Origin of the sequence: Planococcus sp. APC 3906 (genome assembly GCF_030407685.1) — a bacterium.
Taxonomy (GTDB): domain Bacteria; phylum Bacillota; class Bacilli; order Bacillales_A; family Planococcaceae; genus Planococcus; species Planococcus koreensis.
The window spans coordinates 82,087-99,648 of sequence record NZ_JASDCW010000002.1; the positions used below are offsets into that span (position 1 = coordinate 82,087).

The following is a 17,562-nucleotide window of genomic DNA, read 5'->3' on the forward strand; positions in this document are numbered from 1 at the left end:
TGCCGCTTCTGAGAGAAGCGGCAGCTAATTGAGAATGGTTCAGCTAATTGATTATAGCGTTTCAGAAAAAGCAGGTACTTTAAGGCCTAATCCTTCAGCAACGCGCGTACCGAATTCAGCATCGGCTTTATATAGATGGCTGATTTGGCGGATTTTGATTTCTTCTAACGTGACTGCGCTTAGATTGCCGACGAACGTCGCAACCAAACGATCTTGTTCTTCCGGGCTTTGCAGGCGGTAAAGATCGCCAGGCTGTGTATAGAAATCATCTTGCAGGTAAGCGACAGAATCCGTGAATCCTTCAACAGCAAGCGGAGCAGGTTTAGCAGCAGCAGTTTCCTGGGGGCCGCTGAAGCTGTTCGGCTCGTAATAGACAGAAGCCCCACCATTTTTGCCGAAGTTCATCTGGCCGTCGCGCTGATAATTATTGACTTGATTTTTCGGTGCATTGATTGGCAGCATCTGGTGGTTGGCGCCTACACGGTAGCGGTGTGCATCGTGGTAAGCGAACAAACGGCCTTGCAGCATTTTATCAGGCGAGACATCGATACCGGGAACCAATGTACCAGGGGAGAATGTCGCTTGTTCCACTTCTGCAAAATAGTTTTCCGGATTGCGGTCCAAGACCATGCGGCCGACTTCGATCAATGGGTAATCTTTATGCGACCACGTTTTCGTGACATCGAACGGGTCGAAGCGGTATGTATCCGCTTCTTCCAAAGGCATGATTTGAACATACATTTTCCAAGCTGGGAAGTCGCCTTGGTCGATTGCGTTGAACAAGTCTTCCGTATGATAGTCCGGATTTTCGCCGGCAATTTTGTCAGCTACGTCTTGCGTGATGTTTTTAATGCCTTGTTCCGTCAGCATATGGTATTTCACCCATACCGATTCGCCTTCAGCGTTTGTCCATTTGAACGTGTGGCTGCCGAATCCGTGCATATGGCGGAGCGTCGCAGGAATGCCGCGGTCGCCCATCAAATAAGTGACTTGGTGAAGCGATTCCGGTGATAACGACCAGAAGTCCCACACAGCGTCAGGGTTTTTAAGATGGGTTTGTGGATGGCGTTTTTGCGTATGGATGAAATCCGGGAATTTAATGGCATCGCGAATGAAGAAAATCGGTGTGTTGTTACCGACTAGATCGTAGTTTCCTTCCTCCGTGTAAAACTTCAATGAGAATCCACGTGGGTCGCGCACTGTGTCGGCAGAACCGGTTTCGCCAGCAACGGTGGAAAAGCGTGCGAATATGTCCGTCTTTTTGCCGACTTCCGACAAGAAAGCAGCTTTCGTATATTTCGTTACGTCATTTGTCACTTCAAAATAACCGTGGGCGCCTGCACCTTTGGCATGGACGACACGCTCAGGAACACGTTCGCGGTTAAAATGGGCTAATTTTTCAAGCAGATGGACATCTTGCAATAGGACAGGTCCGCGTTGTCCGGCTGTCTGTGAGTTTTGGTTGTCTCCGACTGGGGCGCCCCAATTAGTGGTTAAACCTTGTTTGTCTTGGCTCATGAATCGAACACCTCGTTCTCTGTATTTGTGTAAAACACTACCTTACCAATGATAACAGTTTCCACATTAAAATCAATTCTTAATGATAATCATTATAAATAAAGAAGGGGTATGCGAAAGATTAAAACAATATTTTAAACTGAGGTTTGAATTTTAAACTCGAAGACAATCAATCCATTGCAATCCAAAATAAAAGCCGATAAGATAAAGGATAGAAAGAGTTTTCTGAAAACTGTATTTTGTAAGCACTTACAGCCGGTTTACCCGCCATCAAAAAGCCAGGCGGCCATTCGATTCCAAAGGGGATGTCGCGCATGTTTATGACAGAAAGCATTGCTGAATACGCAAAAACGCAGCCGGATAAAGTCTATACCTCTTTTCAAGGCAGAGAAATGACGTATCGTGAGTTTTACAGGAAAGCCAAGAGCGTGGCCGCTTATTTCCAGCAAAAAGGCTACGGAAAAGATGACATCATCGCTTTGTATGCGCTGAATTCCGATTTGTTCCTGGTATGCTATTTCGGCATTCAGCTGGGAGGGTTTACCGCCATGCCGATCAACACAAAACTGGCTGCACCCGAAGTGGAGTATATCTTTTCGAACTCGCAGGCAAAAGCGCTGATCTACGAAGAGAAAATAGAAGAAGTGATCAAAAAGACAGAACACAAATTTCAAGATGTGCTGAAAATCGGTACAGACGGAGCGTTCGAACGTTTAATGGAGGAAGAGCAGCCGGAATTCAAACCTGTCAAACTGGCTGGCGATGATACAGCGGTGGTCATGTACACATCGGGCACTACCGGGAAACCGAAAGGCGTCATGCTGACCAATGCCAATCTTGGCGCAACAGCAGACATCTGGGCGGAGACGCTGTCCGTCACCGTTAATGACCGCATGCTGATTTCAACGCCTTTGTTCCACTGCGCGGCAAGCCACGTGTTCGCAGCACCGGTTACGGCAAAAGGCGGCTCGCTCGTCATCGAAGAAGCATTTTCGCCGGATCAAACTTTGCAGACATTGGAGTCGGAGCAGCCGACCATGTTCTTCGGGGTGCCGGCGATGTACAGCATTCTTTTGAACCGTCCGGATATTAAAAGCAGAGACTTGTCTTCGCTGCGCTTGTTCTGTTATGGCGCAGCACCGATGCCTTATGAGCTGGTGAAGCAGCTGAAAGAGGCGTTTCCGAAAGTGGCTGTACAGAATTGCTACGGGCAAACAGAAAATGCGCCCGCTGCTTCATCGCTGAAAGACCATTTGGCATTGGAAAAAATCGGTTCGGTGGGAGAAGCGCTGCCGCTGACAGAAATACAGGTGGTGGACGAATTCGGGGAAGCGCTGCCAGCTGGGCAAGTGGGTGAAATAACGGTTAAAGGCCCGCAAGTCATGAAAGGCTATCTGCGCAATGAAGAAGCGACTCGCCAAGCCATTAAAAACGGCTGGCTTTACAGTGGGGATTTAGGGAAATTTGATGAAGAGGGTTTATTGTATATAGTGGACCGTAAGAAAGACATGATTATCCGCGGGGGCGAGAACGTTTACCCGGTGGAAGTGGAAGAAGTGCTTTACCAGATTCCGCAGCTGCTGGAGGCGGCGGTTGTCGGGGTGCCGCATGAAGTTTACGGCGAAGTGCCGAAAGCTTATGCGGTCGTAAAAGCGGGGCAGGCCATCAGCGAAGAAGAAGTCAAAGCATATTGCGGCACCCAGTTGGCGAAATACAAAGTGCCGCTGGAAGTGGAATTCATGGATGAATTGCCAAGAAACGCTTCAGGAAAAGTACTGAAACATACGCTGCGCAAACCGGCGGAACAAGCAAAATAAGTGTATTCGGAAGGGGAAATGAAAAAATGGAAAATGTATATTTGGTAAATGGGGCGCGAACAGCATTCGGAGGGTTTGGCGGATCATTCGCCAATGTCGGCGCCACGGAACTGGGAACCGCGACAGCAGTGGAAGCGTTGAAGCGCTCGAATGTAAGAGCGGAAGATATCGACCACGTCGTATATGGCAATGTCATCCATTCAAGCGTCAACGCCGCTTACTTGGCGCGCCATATCGGCTTAAAAGCAGGGGTTCCGAAAGAAGTTCCGGCATTGACGCTCAACCGCCTATGCGGTTCAGGTGCACAAGCTGTCGTAACAGCGGCTCAAAATATTCTGCTCGGCGAGGCTGATATGGTCCTGGCCGGAGGCGCAGAAAATATGTCGATGTCGCCTTATGCGAACTTCAACCAGCGATTTAATGGTCCGAAAATGGGCAATATGCAATTCGAAGATATGCTGACCGCCACGCTGACAGACCAATATACCGGCGCAGGCATGGGAATGACGGCCGAAAAATTGGCAGAGCAATACTCGATTTCCCGCGAAGAACAAGATGCTTTCGCCGTTGAATCACACCAGCGGGCTGCACGTGCAACGGAGAATGGTGTATTTGCAAAAGAAATCGTCGGAGTCGAAGTGAAGACCCGCAAAGGAACTGTTGTGGTTGATAAAGATGAACACATCAAGCCGGAAGCGAGCACAGAGGTGCTTGGGAAGCTGCGTCCGGCATTTAAAAAAGACGGCACCGTGACAGCCGGCAATGCCTCAGGCATCAACGATGGAGCAGCTTCAGTCGTTATTGCCGGACAAGCAGCTGTCGACCGCCACGGTTTGGAGCCGATTGCGCGCATCGTTTCGTGGGGGGTAGCGGGAGTCGATCCGACGATCATGGGCATCGGTCCGGTTCCAGCCATCAAGCAAGCGCTTGAACGTGCCGCCTTGTCTCTTGAGGACATCGATTTGTTCGAAATCAACGAAGCCTTTGCCGCCCAATATTTGGCGGTCGAAAAAGAGCTTGGACTTTCCCGTGATAAAGTCAATGTCAACGGAGGCGCGGTGGCACTGGGGCATCCGGTGGGCACAAGCGGTACCCGCATCCTGCTGTCGGCTGCCTACGAGCTCAAGCGCCGCGGAGCGAAATACGCGGTAGCGAGCTTGTGCATAGGCGGAGGGCAAGGCATTGCTGTCGTGATTGAAAGTACCTGATCTGCATTATAGCGGGAATGCCTTCTCGATAAACCGAAAAAATCCGGTATTGCTTCAGCGAAGCAATACCGGATTTTTAATGCAGTTTAATAGAAACGTTTGAAGCCGTCGAACTTTTTGCCCCAATAGGAATCGCTCAAGCTGGTGATTTGGACGCGGTCCCCGCCAGCGTGGATAAAGCTGTTATTGCCAAGGTAAATCCCCATATGCGAAATTCCCGGCTTATACGTATTTGCAAAGAATACCAAGTCTCCGACTTGTGGGTTGCTGACGTCATATGACCGTGCATCGTAGCCAGTGGTGTTGGTGCGCGGAATTTTAATGCCCGCTTGGTTGAATACGTAATAGATATAGCCGCTGCAATCAAAACCGCCGACTGCGGCGCCGCCCCATACATAAGGCGTGCCTAAGTGGGAAGTGGCGATTGAAATCAGGTTGCCGACAGTGCCTGAAGGAGCCGGAGCCGGGTTTGAAACCGGCTTTGGTGTTGGCTGGGTAGCGACTACTGTATTTTGGACTTTCAACTTTTGGCCGACACGGATGGCGCTCGACGTCAAGCTGTTCCAGTTCATGATCTGTGTTACAGAAATGCCGTGACGAATCGCAATGCCTGTCAATGTGTCGCCTTTGACGACCGTGTATGTTCCGGCAGAAGCTACTGGAGCCGGTGCTGGTGCAGAAACTGCAGGTGCAGATGGTGCCGGCTTGACTGCAGCAGCAGCCGTTTGGAGTTTCAGCACTTGGCCGATCCGGATTGTGTTTGAAGAAAGGCTGTTCCAGCTCTTCAGCTGTGCGACTGAAACTTTATGGCGGCTTGCAATGCCTGACAACGTATCGCCTTTAACAACTTTATAAGTTGATGAAGAAGCAACCGGAGCTGGTGCAATTGCAGGAGCCGGAGCTGCAGGTTTAGCAGACGTTGCAGCTGCGCCAGCTACTTTCAGTTTTTGTCCCGGGAAAATCAAATGTGTAGTAAGGCCATTTAATTTCTGGATGTCGCTGACTTTCGTTTTATGTAGAGTTGCGATTCGGGAAAGTGTGTCCCCGGATTTCACTATGTATTCGGAACTCGATGCTGTTTGGGGCTTCTGGGCTGTGGCCGGGCTTTTTGAAACAGTGGCCGTTGTTGCAGGCGCTAATTTCAACACTTGATTAGCGTAGATGGCATCAGAACTTAAGCCGTTCCATTTTTTCAAATCCGCTACGGATACCTTGTTGGAAGATGCGATTTTCCAAAGGCTGTCTCCAGGTTTAATTGTGTAAGAGCTGGCATCTGCATCTGTAACACCTAAAAATAAGGCTAAAGAACCTGTAGCAAGCACTGAAAAAGCGATTTTCTTCATTAATTCTCCCCATTCCATCATCTTAGTTTCAGAAAATAGTAAAATATACGAGTGTCTGATAGTTTAGTTAATTGTATATTTATAAGAAAGAATAGGCAATATGATTTAATATTACAATTGTGTTACAAATAGATAATAGGGGTTTAGAGTAAAAAAAATACAAATTTAGATGTCTTTGAGTTTAATTTTTAAATATAGTAGAAAATAAATCAGAAGTCTTCAAAATGGTCATCTAGGTGGACTGATTAAATATACATAATGCAATAAAAAATGATTAAAAAGTTCTTATTTTTATCATATTATTAAAAAATGAATTTTTAATTGGCCGTAATCATTTCTGCAAAAAGGATCAACGGTATGGTATTTTAAAAATAACCAAAAAAAGGAAGGGTGTTAAGGATGGAATTGAAACCTTATGAACAGACGATCATCGGCACACTGGGAATAGAATTCACAGAGACTTCTGCAGAACGCGTCATTGCCACAATGCCGGTAAATGCGTCAACGCATCAACCATTCGGCCTGCTTCATGGCGGCGCATCTGTCGTACTGGCGGAATCAGTAGCAAGTGTCGGTACGTGGAATTTAATCGATCAAGAAAGTGAAATTGCTGTAGGGCTGGAAATAAACGCCAACCACATTCGGGGGAAAGCTTCTGGAATCGTAACAGCAATAGGGACCCCGCTCCATAAAGGGCGGAGTACAATGGTATGGGACATTAAAATCGTAGACGAAGAAGAAAAATTGATTTGCGTTTCCCGTTGCACAGTTGCTATTATGCAAAAAAATCGTTAAGGAATTTTCATTTTGCCGAATTCGCTGAGTTTTTTTGGAACTTTTCTGGAAGTCGCACGTATAGTTAAAGTAAGCGAGTGGGCGACAGGGGGGGACGGGAAATGCAATGGGCGAAAGGGGCAGCGATACTTGCGTTATTCATGCTGACAGCGTGTTCAGCTGAAGCTGGAACTGAAATTACCACAATTGAAACGGTGAATGAGAATGAGTTGGCGGAATTAAGCGCAACTTATGTAGGGGATAACTCAAGGGTCTTGGGCATTGTTCAGGAATTGCCGGGTGCTGAAACGCTAAAGGAATTGAATTTGCAAGGTGAGAAGGTCCGGATTACATATGGCACTAAAAAAGGTTCGCTGTCGCAAGGTGACATCTTGGCGTATTGGTTTGATGACAATAAGGCCATGGAGAAAAACTTTTTGTACAATGCAGTCTACCTGGCGCTTCTTGTGCCAAATTCCAGTTCATACGCATTCCGGATCGACGATTTTTCTTTCGCCATCGAAAGAGAAGAAATGATAGAGATCCTGTCCGAAGAGTTTGTGGATTTCCCATCAGGCGACGAGGCCTGGGATCAGGAAGCGGTGGAAGTTTTCATAGATGATAATCGCAGAGAAATTGAAGAATGGGTCGAGTCCGCCGCAGTGCGCAAAAAATTTTTCGCTAAGCATCCAGTCATTTATATTTCAAACTGAAATCGCCTGATTGCAGGCGGTTTTTTTATTGCCTAATAGGGTACCACGATAGGTAATGGGATGAAATTCGGCAGGATTCGGAGAAAGGCGGCGTGGTGTGATGAAAGCGGAACTGATTCAGGCAAGTATCGGCCTCTTTGTGGAAAAAGGGTTCAGTGCAACGTCTATCCAGGACATTGTAGATAGGGTCGGAGTGACAAAGGGGTCATTCTATTATCATTTTAAAAGCAAAGAAGAACTGTTGATGCATATCCAGGCATCTTATATCGACGATTTGCTGACAAGGCAGAATCAGATTCTGGAAAGCGGGCAAAATGCGAAAGACAAATTGGTGAAGATTGTGGAAAGCGGGCAAAATGCGAAAGACAAATTGGTGAAGATTGTGGAATTGCTTATCCGGGATATCGAGGAGCAAGGTGAAATAGGGAAAGTCTATTACCGTGAAATCCGGCATTTGACTCCAGAGAATGCAGCTGTAATCAGGCACAAACGCGCCGAGTTCCGCGACAAGATCGAGACGGTAGTCAAAGACGGGGTTCAAAGCAGTGAATTCCGCGCAGGGCTGGAGCCAAGAATCGCGACTTTCGCAATACTCGGTGTCACCAATTGGAGCTATCAATGGTTCAATCCTTCAGGTACGCTATCGGTTGCAGAGCTTGCATGTATGCATACCGACTTTATCTTGAATGGCATGCTCGCTGAGAAGAAATGATCTGGTTTGCCTCCAATGGAAACCCCTCAAATCAAAGGATTTGAGGGGTTTTTTCCGGCTTCAAGTTCAAGCAAAAATCGTTTTAGTTCTAAACCTCCGCGGTATCCTGAAATGGCGCCGTTTTTGCCGATGACCCGGTGGCATGGTACGGCAATGAGCACAGGATTCGCGCCGATTGCTGTACCGACAGCCCGTATGGCAGTTGGTCTGCCCACGAGCGCGGCGATTTCGGAATATGGAACGGTCCGTCCGAACGGGATTTGCTGCAATGCCTGCCAGACGTCGCGCTGAAAAGGTGTGCCTTTGGCATCAATTGGCAAGGTGAAGGAAGATTCGGCGCCGCTTAGGCAGTCGAGCAATTGCTTGCGGTAGGGTTCCAATGCTTGTCTGTTCTCTTCTAAGCGGCTGCCGGGGAAGCGTTTTTTTAAATAGGCGCTGAAATGTTCAAAAGATTCACCTGGCGACCCGACGTAGCAAAGCCCGTCGAGAGTTTTGGCGATATAAAGTGTCCAGTGGCGGTTTTCAAGCACTGACCATTCAATCAGCGTGTCCATTGGGCATACCCCTTCCTGTTAAGTGAAATGATTTTCGGTACCGGGCAGGTGTCAGCCCCGTACTGTTCTTGAAAAAGGTAATGAAGTAAGCGGTGCTGCCGAATCCAGCAGAGCCAGCGATTTCTGCAATCGGCAAATCGCTGGCCTGCAAAAGCTGAAGTGCTTTCTCAAGCCGTTTCTGCTGGGCGTAAGCCAAAGGCGATTGGCCCTTGAACTGTGTAAACAGCCGCTGCAAATGATACGGGCTGCCGTGGAACGTTTCCGCTAAAGTTTCCAAAGCGACCGTCTCGGTGAAATGGGCGTCAATCCACCCGGCTACTTGATTGATCCATTCTTCAGCAGGAAGATTCAATCCATCCGGACGGCAGCGTTTGCAGGGACGGAAATTTTCATCGAGCGCAACATAAGCATTTTTAAAAATACGGACATTTTCTCTTTTAGGGAGGCGTGATTTGCATGAAGGGCGGCAAAAGATGCCCGTAGTTTGGACGCCGTAGAAAAATTGGTCGTCAAAACAAGCATCATTGTCCACAATCGCATTCCAGAAAGTGTCTGGGACCAGAGTCGATTTCTGTTTGGCCATGATGTCTTCACCTCTTCTTCAGTATATACCTATTCGTTGGCGCCATGCGATTTGTTGGATGAAAAAGCAAGATTGCGAAATCCGATAAAATTAAAAAAGATTTTCCAGTTTTATCAGCAGTGATTAGGGAATAAAAAGACTAACACCAAAGAGGAGGGATTACATGGCTAGAGACAAAAACAAAGATGAATTGAAAGACAATGTGCTCGAACATGAATTCAGAGAACAAGCCCAGGAGTCGATGGAAGAAGTTCGTTTCTCTCAAGGTAAAAAGCAAGAAGCCGAAACAGACGAAAAAGATCAAAAATAATTCCTTAGACGATGCAATCCCGCATGCCGATTCCGGTGTGCGGGATTTTTGCTTCCGAAAATAGTACGAAAGCAGGATTTATTGGCAGAACTGCGCGAGGCATTCGCTTTTGCTGGGCAGTTGATTTTATTTTTCAGGTTGTCAGGTTATACTAAAAAGAAAAATTGAAAGTTGGGACATGGATGCCATTTACGGATTTGTCGATAGCTGCTGGCGCTAAAATGCTGCCGATTCAGGAGATTGCAGAACGTGCAGGGATTTCAAAGGATGCTCTGGAACTTTACGGGAACTTTAAAGCGAAGATTAATGTCAATTCATTGCCTCCGGCGGGAGCTCTTGGGAAGGTCGTTCTTGTGACGGCGATCAGCCCAACCCCTGCAGGTGAAGGGAAATCGACTGTGACGGTAGGTTTGGCAGATGCGTTCAAACAGCTGGAAGAATCGGTTGTCGTGGCGCTGCGCGAACCATCGCTAGGGCCGGTTATGGGCGTCAAAGGCGGTGCTACTGGCGGAGGTTTTGCACAGGTACTGCCGATGGAAGACATCAATCTTCATTTTACAGGAGACATCCACGCCATTACGTCAGCCAATAATGCATTGGCGGCATTTATCGACAACCATTTGCACCAAGGGAACGAATTGTCCATCGACCCGAGGCGCATTACGTGGAAACGTGCGCTTGACATGAATGACCGGGCGCTGCGCCATGTGACAATCGGTCTCGGTGGGCCGGCTCAAGGCGTACCGCGTGAAGACGGCTTTGACATCACCGTGGCTTCTGAGATTATGGCTGTGCTGTGCCTGGCCACTTCAATGGACGACTTGAAAGAGCGGCTCGCGCAGATGGTCATTGGCTATACGTATGGGCGGGAGCCGGTGACAGTGCGCGATCTTCAAGTGGAAGGCGCATTGGCATTGTTGCTGAAGGACGCCTTTAAGCCGAACTTGGTGCAGACGATCGAAGGTACGCCGGCATTGATCCACGGCGGGCCGTTCGCGAACATTGCCCACGGCTGCAATTCCTTGATGGCCACGAACACGGCACGCCAATTGGCGGATATCGTGGTCACGGAAGCTGGTTTCGGAGCAGATTTGGGTGCAGAGAAGTTCATGCACATCAAATCCAGAAAAGGCGGTTTCCATCCGGATGCCGTGGTCATCGTAGCCACTGTGCGTGCGTTGAAAATGCATGGCGGCATTGCAAAAGGCGACTTGGCGAAACCGAATCCGGACGCGGTGCGACGTGGCATGGTCAATTTGGCCAAGCACATTGATACCATCCGGCAGTTCGGCATCGAACCGGTGGTGGCGTTAAATCGCTTCGTCGGCGATTCAGAAGAGGAATTGGCAGAGATTACGGGATGGGCAGAAGCCCAGAACGTCGCGATTGCCATGACCAATGTCTGGGCCGAAGGCGGAAAAGGCGGAATTGAACTGGCGAAATTGGTGAAACAAGAGCTGGAGCGCCCAACGGACTTTAAATTCCTTTACAACGAAAGCGATGAAGTGGAAGAAAAGCTGCGTGCCATTGTCCAGAAAGTCTACGGCGGCACAGATGTCCAATTATCGGATAAAGCACAAAAACAATTGCTGGAACTGAAGAAATACGGGTGGGACGAGCTGCCGATCTGCATGGCGAAAACGCAGTATTCGCTGTCTGACCAGCCGAAGCTTTTGGGCCGCCCGGAAGGGTTCACCATCACGATCCGGGAAATCATCCCGAAACTGGGCGCTGGATTCCTCGTTTGCCTGACGGGCGATATCATGACGATGCCGGGCTTGCCGAAACTGCCGGCCGCCTTGAATATGGATGTCGATTCAGACGGCAAAGCAGTCGGGCTGTTTTAATAGAAGCATGACCAACGAACATATGGTTTCATTGATTGACTTTGTCGCCCGCGGATCCTCGCTTTACATTCAATTATCGGTGTATGACGCCGAAACCGGGCGCGAATTTCGTGAAGAGGTGCGGTTTTTGGGCGATCTGCTGTACGGCGAACTCGTCCATCCCGAACGCTCCCCATTATCGGACGGCTGCCGGCAATACACCATCACCTATTTAAAAGACCGCTTCAATCGCTGAAGCGTTCTTTTTGTACGCTCTTTATTCGCTCCAGGAGAAAACTGTAAACCGCATTCAGAATAATGTGATAGAAAATCCGGATATATGCTACTATATGGAAAATAGGAAGTGCGGTTTCAAAGGACTTAAATTGCTGAGAGGATGTGTTTTTATGAAAATACAGTCAACGCAAGAAGAACGAAAATCACTTCGCCTAACGGTATACAATGGCGGTTTCGGGCTGGTGAAAGAAGTGCGGCTGCTGGAATCATCCGGACCGGTATCAGAAATCCAGTTCATGGATATCGCGGAGCATATCGAGGCGGATTCGGTCATGGTCCGGGGCCTTCAAGTGCTTGAGCAAAATTATGATTATGACTTGGCTGATGGGCAAAAGCTGCTTGGAAAGTACATTGGGCAGGTCGTGACGGTCCGCAACCAGGAAGCGGGAGAAGAAATGGCGATGCGCCTGTTGAGTACGTCGGACGGCATCGTTGGTGAACGCACCTATAATGGCGAGATTCTCATCAATCCGCCAGGCGGCTTAGTCTTGCCGGCATTGCCGGATGGGCTTTTCCTGAGGCCTTCGTTGATTTTCCAGATCGCTCCGATGCCTTTGCAGCAAGAAGTCCAAGTCTCTTATATGACGAAAGGCATTGAGTGGGAGGCATCTTATGTTGCTGAAATCGCCGGCAAAACGGTCAGCCTCTCGGGTTGGATCAAGCTGCGCAATGAAACCGGGACCAGCTTTCCGGACGCGGCGCTCAAATTCATTTCCGGTGAAGTGAACCGTTATGAAACGCCCCATCTGTTCCGTGCATCGGGTTTCATGCAGCAAAAGAATATGGGCGCTGACCTGCCAATAGAAGAACATGGCTTTGCTGACTACCATGCCTATACACTGGAACGGCCGGTCACGCTGCTGAATGGCCAATTAAAACAGATCAATTTCATGCGGATGGAAGGTGCGAGTTACAAAAAAGCGTATGTGGTTGAACGGAATAGCAGACAGGCGGCCGTGAAGCTGCAGTTTAAGAACAGCAGCGCCAACGGATTGGGCATTCCGCTGCCGAAGGGGCTCATGAAAGTTTTTGAGCAGGACGTGGACGGAGAACTGGAATTTGCGGGAGAAGATTTTTTGGAGCACACGCCGAATGGAGAAACCGTATCGCTGAAAATCGGGCAAGCAGCCGATATTTTGTCGGAAAGCCGAGAAGCGCTGCGCGAGCGCCGCGGCAAGTTGGAAGTTGTGACGTGCATCTACGAAGTGAAGAACAAAAAACAAGAAGGCGTGAAGATCGATATCGACCATGAAATTTTTGAACCTTTGTGGAAAATGGAATCTTCATCGCACGATTACGAGGTGAAAAGTTCGCGAATCGTTGAATTCCGCGTGTGGGTGGGCGCAGAAAAGTCGGTAGCAGTGGAGTTCACCTATGTCGTGGACAAAGGCGGCGAAGAAAATCCCGGGACCCTGTAAAGAGCCAGATGAAAACTGAAGGAGGAAATAGCATGGAATTCCTGAAAGTGAATGGCAAGATCAACCCTGGAAAACTGGCAATGAGCATAATGGTGCCGGTCGTCGGCGGCTCATTAGCCGGAGCGTTTGCAAACCGCAATACCCAAGAAGAGTACGCTGAATTGGAAAAGCCTTCTTTTTCCCCGCCGCCTTGGATTTTTCCGTTGGCATGGACTGCTTTGTACACTTCTATGGGAGTTGCAAAATACCGGGCGGCGGAAAAAGCCGCATTGAAAAACGAAACGCAGAAAGTATTGGCTCCTTATAATCTGCAATTGGGCCTGAACTTCCTGTGGTCATTCCTGTTCTTCAAATGGGGGTTGCGCGGCACCGCGCTTGCGGAAATGGTTTTGATGCTGGCAGCAATAACGTGGACGACATATGAGTTTTACCGATACGATCAAACGGCCGGCAATCTCATGGTCCCTTACATCGCGTGGGTAACATTCGCAATGGGCTTGAACGCTTCGATTTGGAAGCTCAATAAATGATCGATAAGGAAAAGGCTGCCAGGAAGCTTCCGGCGGCTTTTATTATTCCGTATCTTGCCAGCATTTGATAAAATGGAGAAAATTGTATACAGTTTCTTACAGAAGGATTATTAATTTTCATGAAAAGGGGAATGGAGACATGTTCAAGAAAATGGCTGCAGACGCATTAGGATTATCGGATGTCGGGAAAATCATCGACCCGCAGGATTATGACAAGACGGACGCTGACGATTATGTCATGCATGAAGACCAGGAAAAAATCTTTTTCCTGATTAAAACCAGAGCGGATGAATACTGCTTTACAAACCTCGCGTTGATCCATGTTGACGGCGAAAGCGCGATGTCTTCAAAACGCACCTTGAGGCGCTACCCGTATTCCCAGCATTTTATTTCGGATGTCTTTATGGAAACGGCAGGGAAAATTGATTTGGATGTTGAAATCGGCTTTAAACTTGGCGAAATTCCATTCAAGATCGACGTTCAAAAAAATCAGATCGAGAAATTGACGGACCTGTATAAATCGTTGCTGCGCATTGCGGAAATCACGTATGAAAACAAGATACTGATCTCCATGGCCAATGAAAGCTTGGACAAAGCTGTCGTTGTACTGCAGAATTCACGTCCGAACGATGTCGCTTTGGATGTGCAGTATTCCAAACTCACCGACTTCGGATTCACGTGGATGTCATCAGTTCGCAATCAATACCATGTCAAAGATTTTGGCGATGTGTTCGAGAAATACATCAATAATTAATTTTTTAAAGAGGCTTCCGCCCAATAATGGGCGGCAAGGCTCTTTTTTAGTTCAAGCGATGAATAGCCGAGGCGGCCGGCCGCATGATACACTGTGCGATACCATGGAACGTTGTCAAAATTTGATGAAATTATGGCGATGCTATAGCTCTTTTCGAGATAAACGGTATTTTTTTGATGCAGGTTCCAAGAAAAAAGATTACAATTAAATTTGATTAGAGCGAACAGTAAATAAAGTGGAAATCATTCCCGATGCCACTGGATAGAAAGCGCTTTTGGGTGAATTGGATCAGGAGGGAAAATTATGTTAAAAGACGTATTTATCGGTTTGTCAAAAAACCAATTTCTAACCAGTGCGGCTAAGAAATATGGCCTTAAATTAGGTGCGCAAACTGTTGTAGCGGGAGTGGATATCGAAGAAACGATCAAAAGCATCCGCGAATTAAATGCAAAAGGCATCAGCTGCACAGTTGATAACTTAGGCGAATTTGTTTTTGAAAAAGAAGAAGCGCTCAAAGCGAAAAACAGCATTTTAGAAGTTATTGAAAGCATCCATTCAAATGGAGTAGATGCACATGTTTCCTTAAAACCTACCCAAATCGGCTTAGATATCGATTATGATTTCTGCTATGAAAATTTACGTGAAATCGTCGATGCGGCAAGCAAATACGATATGCATATCAATTTGGACATGGAAGATTATGGCCATTTACAGCCTTCATACGATTTGCTGGATACTCTTCTGAAAGATTACGACAACGTCGGAACAGTAATCCAAGCTTACTTCTACCGGGCAATGGACGATATTGAAAAGCATAAGGATCTTCGCCTGCGCATCGTTAAAGGCGCTTACAAAGAGCCGGCTGAATATGCTTACCAGACTGCAGAGGAAATCGACGCGAATTTCATCAAGCTGATCGAATATCATTTGCTCAATGGAAAGTTCACATCTATTGCGACGCACGATCACAACATCATCAACCACGTTATCGACTTCGTGGAAAAGAACAGCATTTCGCGCGATAAATTCGAATTCCAGATGCTTTATGGATTCCGTAAAGACATGCAATTGGACTTGGCGAATAGAGGCTATCACTTCTGTGTTTATGTGCCATTCGGCGACGACTGGTACGGCTATTTCATGCGCCGCCTGGCAGAGCGCCCGCAAAACTTGAATCTTGTTGTCAAACAAGTGTTCAACAAACGCACCAACAAAGCGATCGGACTTGCTGCGGGAGCATTCCTGCTCGGCCGTATGACGAAGAAAAGCAAAAAAAGAAGATAACGAAAAGGATGGCCCATAACCGGGCCATCCTTTTTTGTTATTCCTGGAGTTTTCGTTTGCCGAAAATGAAATAAAAATAGCTGGCGGAAATCAGGTAGAGACCGGAAGTGATGGTGAATGCGTAGGCATATCCCCAATAAGATCCAAATGCGATCACCAAGCCAGCAGCGATCGGCCCCATTGTAGCCCAGCCGATATTGAATACTACTTGATTGACGGAGTTGGCGAGCCCTTTGTATTTATCATGGACGACTTCCATTGCAATGGCGCTTTGGATAGGATTCCCGGCATTCATCAATGCTTGGCGCAGCAGAAAGCCGAGGGACGCCAGCAGCAGCGAAGTTGTATAGGCAGTTAAAATGAGAAACGGGATAGACAGCAGCTGAAAGAGGAGCATCGCTTTCACTTTCCCCACTTTCGCAACCAGCAGAGGACCAATCAGCATCGCCACGACGGTCATCGCAGAGCCGAAAGCCAGGATAAGGCCGATATACGAATTTGAAGCATCGAAACGGTTTGCAAAGTAGAGGTTCAAATAAGGGACGACCAAACCTGAACCCAGCCCGATTAGCAGGCTGGCAAATGAGAAGTGAAAAACAGCTGCCAGGTTTTTCTTTAAACCAGCATCGTCGATGTCAATATCGATGCGCGTATTCACTTTTTCTTTCAGAGGGGGCGGCTTGTTGTCCAACCGCAGCAAGGGAATAAGCCCAGCCGTGTAAAGAAGGGCGCCGGCAAACAGCGACCAGCGGATGGCATTCACCGCATTCATTGCCAAAAGCCATTGGAAAATATCCGATACTGCACCGCCCAACAGGCTGCCTGCTACATTTGCCAATGTCATTAAGGCGAAATAGACACTGAACAGATGGACGCGCTCGGAGGATTTGGAATGCTCGGCGAGGAATGGAATTCCGGATACCTGCACGAATGCCATGAATAAGCCTGTGAAGAAAGCAGCAGCCACCAATTGTGTTTCATCGACTGCAAAGCTGCGGTAGAACAATGTTGCAGCACCGGCTGCGCCGCCGCCGAGAAGCATCCATTTGCGGCCGAATTTATCGCTGAGGAAGCCTGCTGGAATCAGCATGATTGCCGCGGCTGCGGCAGTCATGGATATGACGTTGCCGTTCACCGTTTCGGGCATGCCCAGCTCTTTTATGTAGAGGTTATACATGACCATGAAGACACCCAAGCCGCTTTGCAGCAGGACATTCGCCAGCATGAACAATTTAACGTTGCGGTTGAAGGACAAGATTTTCATTTTCCATTCGTTTGCCCAAAGAATCATTAAGTTTCACCCATTTCGATACGTAAATATTTCGCTTCTCTAAATATATGGCTTTCTATCCTGTAAATCAATGCCTGATTTCAATGCAGGCAGGCCAAAGCGAAAAATGCAGACTTGAAATTTGAAGAAAGTACGCAGCCATCGAAAAGCGATTGGGGTCTGCTAATGGTAGACTAGAAGCATAATCAGCTAAAAGGAGGATGTTCATGTATCGCACAATTTTGACGCCGCGGGTTTCAGAAACAGATGCGGTGGGCCATATCAACAACACAACTCTCCCGGTCTGGTTCGAGGCCGCGAGAAATCCACTATTCAGCCTGTTCACACCAGATCACGATTTTGCCAAATGGAAACTCGTCATTGTCAAAACGACTTTGGAATTCATTGGGCAAATATACTTCGGAGAAGATGTGGAAATCAGAACCTGGATTAAAAACATCGGCAACAGCAGCCTGGAACTTTACGAAGAGCTGTATCAAAAGAACGAATTATGCGCAAAAAATACAGTGGTCTATGTAAATTATAATTTGGAAGAGCAACAGTCTGAAAGCATTCCTGATAGCATCCGCAAGGAATTGGAAAACCATTGGTACGAAGAACAGCATTAATGCAGTCTTGGATCATCTCTAA

General features: G+C 47.7%; 18 protein-coding genes. 13 read left to right on the forward strand and 5 right to left on the reverse strand.

The genetic code is table 11. The features are described from left to right. Positions 1-51 precede the first annotated feature (51 nt). Entirely contained in the window at positions 52-1,518 is a 1,467-nt protein-coding gene (katA, locus tag QMA09_RS01800) for a catalase KatA (protein WP_290211792.1), read from the reverse strand. Positions 1,519-1,832: 314 nt separating this feature from the next. Between katA and QMA09_RS01805 the strand changes: the two genes are divergently transcribed. Together QMA09_RS01805 and QMA09_RS01810 are read left to right on the forward strand one after the other, a co-directional pair. After that, positions 1,833-3,335, forward strand: coding sequence for a class I adenylate-forming enzyme family protein (locus tag QMA09_RS01805; RefSeq protein WP_290211793.1), 1,503 nt, complete (start codon positions 1,833-1,835; stop codon positions 3,333-3,335). A gap of 26 nt (positions 3,336-3,361) precedes the next feature. Further along, positions 3,362-4,543: an acetyl-CoA C-acetyltransferase gene (locus QMA09_RS01810; RefSeq protein ID WP_135503382.1), complete on the forward strand. Its 1,182-nt coding sequence runs from the start codon at positions 3,362-3,364 to the stop codon at positions 4,541-4,543. 86 nt (positions 4,544-4,629) lie between these two features. Here QMA09_RS01810 and QMA09_RS01815 read toward each other — a convergent pair whose 3' ends face one another. Further along, positions 4,630-5,886 carry a C40 family peptidase gene (locus QMA09_RS01815; RefSeq protein WP_290211794.1) on the reverse strand — a complete coding sequence of 419 codons (1,257 nt, stop codon included), beginning with the start codon at positions 5,884-5,886 and terminating at the stop codon, positions 4,630-4,632. A 399-nt stretch (positions 5,887-6,285) separates the two neighbouring features. On the opposite strand from QMA09_RS01815, the gene QMA09_RS01820 reads away from it, so the two are divergent. From QMA09_RS01820 to QMA09_RS01830, 3 genes are all read left to right on the forward strand, one after another. Then, entirely contained in the window at positions 6,286-6,681 is a 396-nt protein-coding gene (locus tag QMA09_RS01820; protein ID WP_135503378.1) for a hotdog fold thioesterase, read from the forward strand. A 101-nt stretch (positions 6,682-6,782) separates the two neighbouring features. Next, positions 6,783-7,373 carry a DUF4825 domain-containing protein gene (locus QMA09_RS01825; RefSeq protein WP_290211795.1) on the forward strand — a complete coding sequence of 197 codons (591 nt, stop codon included), beginning with the start codon at positions 6,783-6,785 and terminating at the stop codon, positions 7,371-7,373. A gap of 100 nt (positions 7,374-7,473) precedes the next feature. Further along, positions 7,474-8,085, forward strand: a complete 612-nt coding sequence (locus QMA09_RS01830; RefSeq protein ID WP_290211920.1) for a TetR/AcrR family transcriptional regulator — start codon at positions 7,474-7,476, stop codon at positions 8,083-8,085. A gap of 26 nt (positions 8,086-8,111) precedes the next feature. Here the strand turns inward: QMA09_RS01830 and QMA09_RS01835 are convergent, their stop codons facing one another. Together QMA09_RS01835 and QMA09_RS01840 are read right to left on the reverse strand one after the other, a co-directional pair. After that, complete coding sequence (locus QMA09_RS01835; RefSeq protein ID WP_290211796.1) at positions 8,112-8,639, reverse strand: methylated-DNA--[protein]-cysteine S-methyltransferase; 528 nt, start codon at positions 8,637-8,639, stop codon at positions 8,112-8,114. Further along, on the reverse strand, positions 8,623-9,222 hold the full coding sequence (locus tag QMA09_RS01840; protein ID WP_290211797.1) for a bifunctional transcriptional activator/DNA repair enzyme AdaA: 600 nt from the start codon (positions 9,220-9,222) through the stop codon (positions 8,623-8,625). The genes QMA09_RS01835 and QMA09_RS01840 overlap by 17 nt, the downstream gene beginning before the upstream one ends. Positions 9,223-9,385: 163 nt before the next feature. Between QMA09_RS01840 and QMA09_RS01845 the strand changes: the two genes are divergently transcribed. The 7 genes from QMA09_RS01845 (at position 9,386) to QMA09_RS01875 (ending at position 15,641) form a co-directional block, all read left to right on the forward strand. Continuing rightward, on the forward strand, positions 9,386-9,532 hold the full coding sequence (locus QMA09_RS01845) for a hypothetical protein (protein ID WP_290211798.1): 147 nt from the start codon (positions 9,386-9,388) through the stop codon (positions 9,530-9,532). A gap of 182 nt (positions 9,533-9,714) precedes the next feature. Then, positions 9,715-11,379 carry a formate--tetrahydrofolate ligase gene (locus tag QMA09_RS01850; RefSeq protein WP_135503369.1) on the forward strand — a complete coding sequence of 555 codons (1,665 nt, stop codon included), beginning with the start codon at positions 9,715-9,717 and terminating at the stop codon, positions 11,377-11,379. A gap of 7 nt (positions 11,380-11,386) precedes the next feature. Next, positions 11,387-11,614 carry a hypothetical protein gene (locus QMA09_RS01855; RefSeq protein WP_290211799.1) on the forward strand — a complete coding sequence of 76 codons (228 nt, stop codon included), beginning with the start codon at positions 11,387-11,389 and terminating at the stop codon, positions 11,612-11,614. Between the two features lie 151 nt (positions 11,615-11,765). Further along, positions 11,766-13,073, forward strand: a complete 1,308-nt coding sequence (locus tag QMA09_RS01860) for a DUF4139 domain-containing protein (protein WP_290211800.1) — start codon at positions 11,766-11,768, stop codon at positions 13,071-13,073. Between the two features lie 32 nt (positions 13,074-13,105). Beyond that, positions 13,106-13,603, forward strand: a complete 498-nt coding sequence (locus tag QMA09_RS01865) for a TspO/MBR family protein (RefSeq protein WP_290211801.1) — start codon at positions 13,106-13,108, stop codon at positions 13,601-13,603. Between the two features lie 139 nt (positions 13,604-13,742). After that, positions 13,743-14,357: a PH domain-containing protein gene (locus QMA09_RS01870; protein ID WP_135503364.1), complete on the forward strand. Its 615-nt coding sequence runs from the start codon at positions 13,743-13,745 to the stop codon at positions 14,355-14,357. Between the two features lie 303 nt (positions 14,358-14,660). After that, positions 14,661-15,641 carry a proline dehydrogenase family protein gene (locus tag QMA09_RS01875; protein ID WP_290211802.1) on the forward strand — a complete coding sequence of 327 codons (981 nt, stop codon included), beginning with the start codon at positions 14,661-14,663 and terminating at the stop codon, positions 15,639-15,641. 37 nt (positions 15,642-15,678) lie between these two features. On the opposite strand, the gene QMA09_RS01880 is transcribed toward QMA09_RS01875, so the two are convergent. Further along, entirely contained in the window at positions 15,679-16,932 is a 1,254-nt protein-coding gene (locus tag QMA09_RS01880; RefSeq protein ID WP_290211803.1) for an MFS transporter, read from the reverse strand. A 206-nt stretch (positions 16,933-17,138) separates the two neighbouring features. Between QMA09_RS01880 and QMA09_RS01885 the strand changes: the two genes are divergently transcribed. Further along, positions 17,139-17,540 carry an acyl-CoA thioesterase gene (locus QMA09_RS01885; protein WP_290211804.1) on the forward strand — a complete coding sequence of 134 codons (402 nt, stop codon included), beginning with the start codon at positions 17,139-17,141 and terminating at the stop codon, positions 17,538-17,540. Positions 17,541-17,562 lie beyond the last annotated feature (22 nt).

Excerpts from the sequence above, each read along its gene's own strand:
- QMA09_RS01820 (WP_135503378.1), top strand. The coding sequence starts at position 6,286 with ATGGAATTGAAACCTTATGAACAGACGATCATCGGCACACTGGGAATA.
- QMA09_RS01885 (WP_290211804.1), top strand. The coding sequence starts at position 17,139 with ATGTATCGCACAATTTTGACGCCGCGGGTTTCAGAAACAGATGCGGTG.
- QMA09_RS01810 (WP_135503382.1), top strand. The coding sequence starts at position 3,362 with ATGGAAAATGTATATTTGGTAAATGGGGCGCGAACAGCATTCGGAGGG.
- QMA09_RS01815 (WP_290211794.1), bottom strand. The coding sequence starts at position 5,886 with ATGAAGAAAATCGCTTTTTCAGTGCTTGCTACAGGTTCTTTAGCCTTA.
- QMA09_RS01835 (WP_290211796.1), bottom strand. The coding sequence starts at position 8,639 with ATGGACACGCTGATTGAATGGTCAGTGCTTGAAAACCGCCACTGGACA.
- QMA09_RS01840 (WP_290211797.1), bottom strand. The coding sequence starts at position 9,222 with ATGGCCAAACAGAAATCGACTCTGGTCCCAGACACTTTCTGGAATGCG.
- QMA09_RS01825 (WP_290211795.1), top strand. The coding sequence starts at position 6,783 with ATGCAATGGGCGAAAGGGGCAGCGATACTTGCGTTATTCATGCTGACA.
- QMA09_RS01880 (WP_290211803.1), bottom strand. The coding sequence starts at position 16,932 with ATGATTCTTTGGGCAAACGAATGGAAAATGAAAATCTTGTCCTTCAAC.
- QMA09_RS01855 (WP_290211799.1), top strand. The coding sequence starts at position 11,387 with ATGACCAACGAACATATGGTTTCATTGATTGACTTTGTCGCCCGCGGA.
- QMA09_RS01860 (WP_290211800.1), top strand. The coding sequence starts at position 11,766 with ATGAAAATACAGTCAACGCAAGAAGAACGAAAATCACTTCGCCTAACG.
- QMA09_RS01845 (WP_290211798.1), top strand. The coding sequence starts at position 9,386 with ATGGCTAGAGACAAAAACAAAGATGAATTGAAAGACAATGTGCTCGAA.
- QMA09_RS01865 (WP_290211801.1), top strand. The coding sequence starts at position 13,106 with ATGGAATTCCTGAAAGTGAATGGCAAGATCAACCCTGGAAAACTGGCA.
- QMA09_RS01875 (WP_290211802.1), top strand. The coding sequence starts at position 14,661 with ATGTTAAAAGACGTATTTATCGGTTTGTCAAAAAACCAATTTCTAACC.
- QMA09_RS01805 (WP_290211793.1), top strand. The coding sequence starts at position 1,833 with ATGTTTATGACAGAAAGCATTGCTGAATACGCAAAAACGCAGCCGGAT.
- QMA09_RS01870 (WP_135503364.1), top strand. The coding sequence starts at position 13,743 with ATGTTCAAGAAAATGGCTGCAGACGCATTAGGATTATCGGATGTCGGG.
- katA (WP_290211792.1), bottom strand. The coding sequence starts at position 1,518 with ATGAGCCAAGACAAACAAGGTTTAACCACTAATTGGGGCGCCCCAGTC.
- QMA09_RS01850 (WP_135503369.1), top strand. The coding sequence starts at position 9,715 with ATGCCATTTACGGATTTGTCGATAGCTGCTGGCGCTAAAATGCTGCCG.
- QMA09_RS01830 (WP_290211920.1), top strand. The coding sequence starts at position 7,474 with ATGAAAGCGGAACTGATTCAGGCAAGTATCGGCCTCTTTGTGGAAAAA.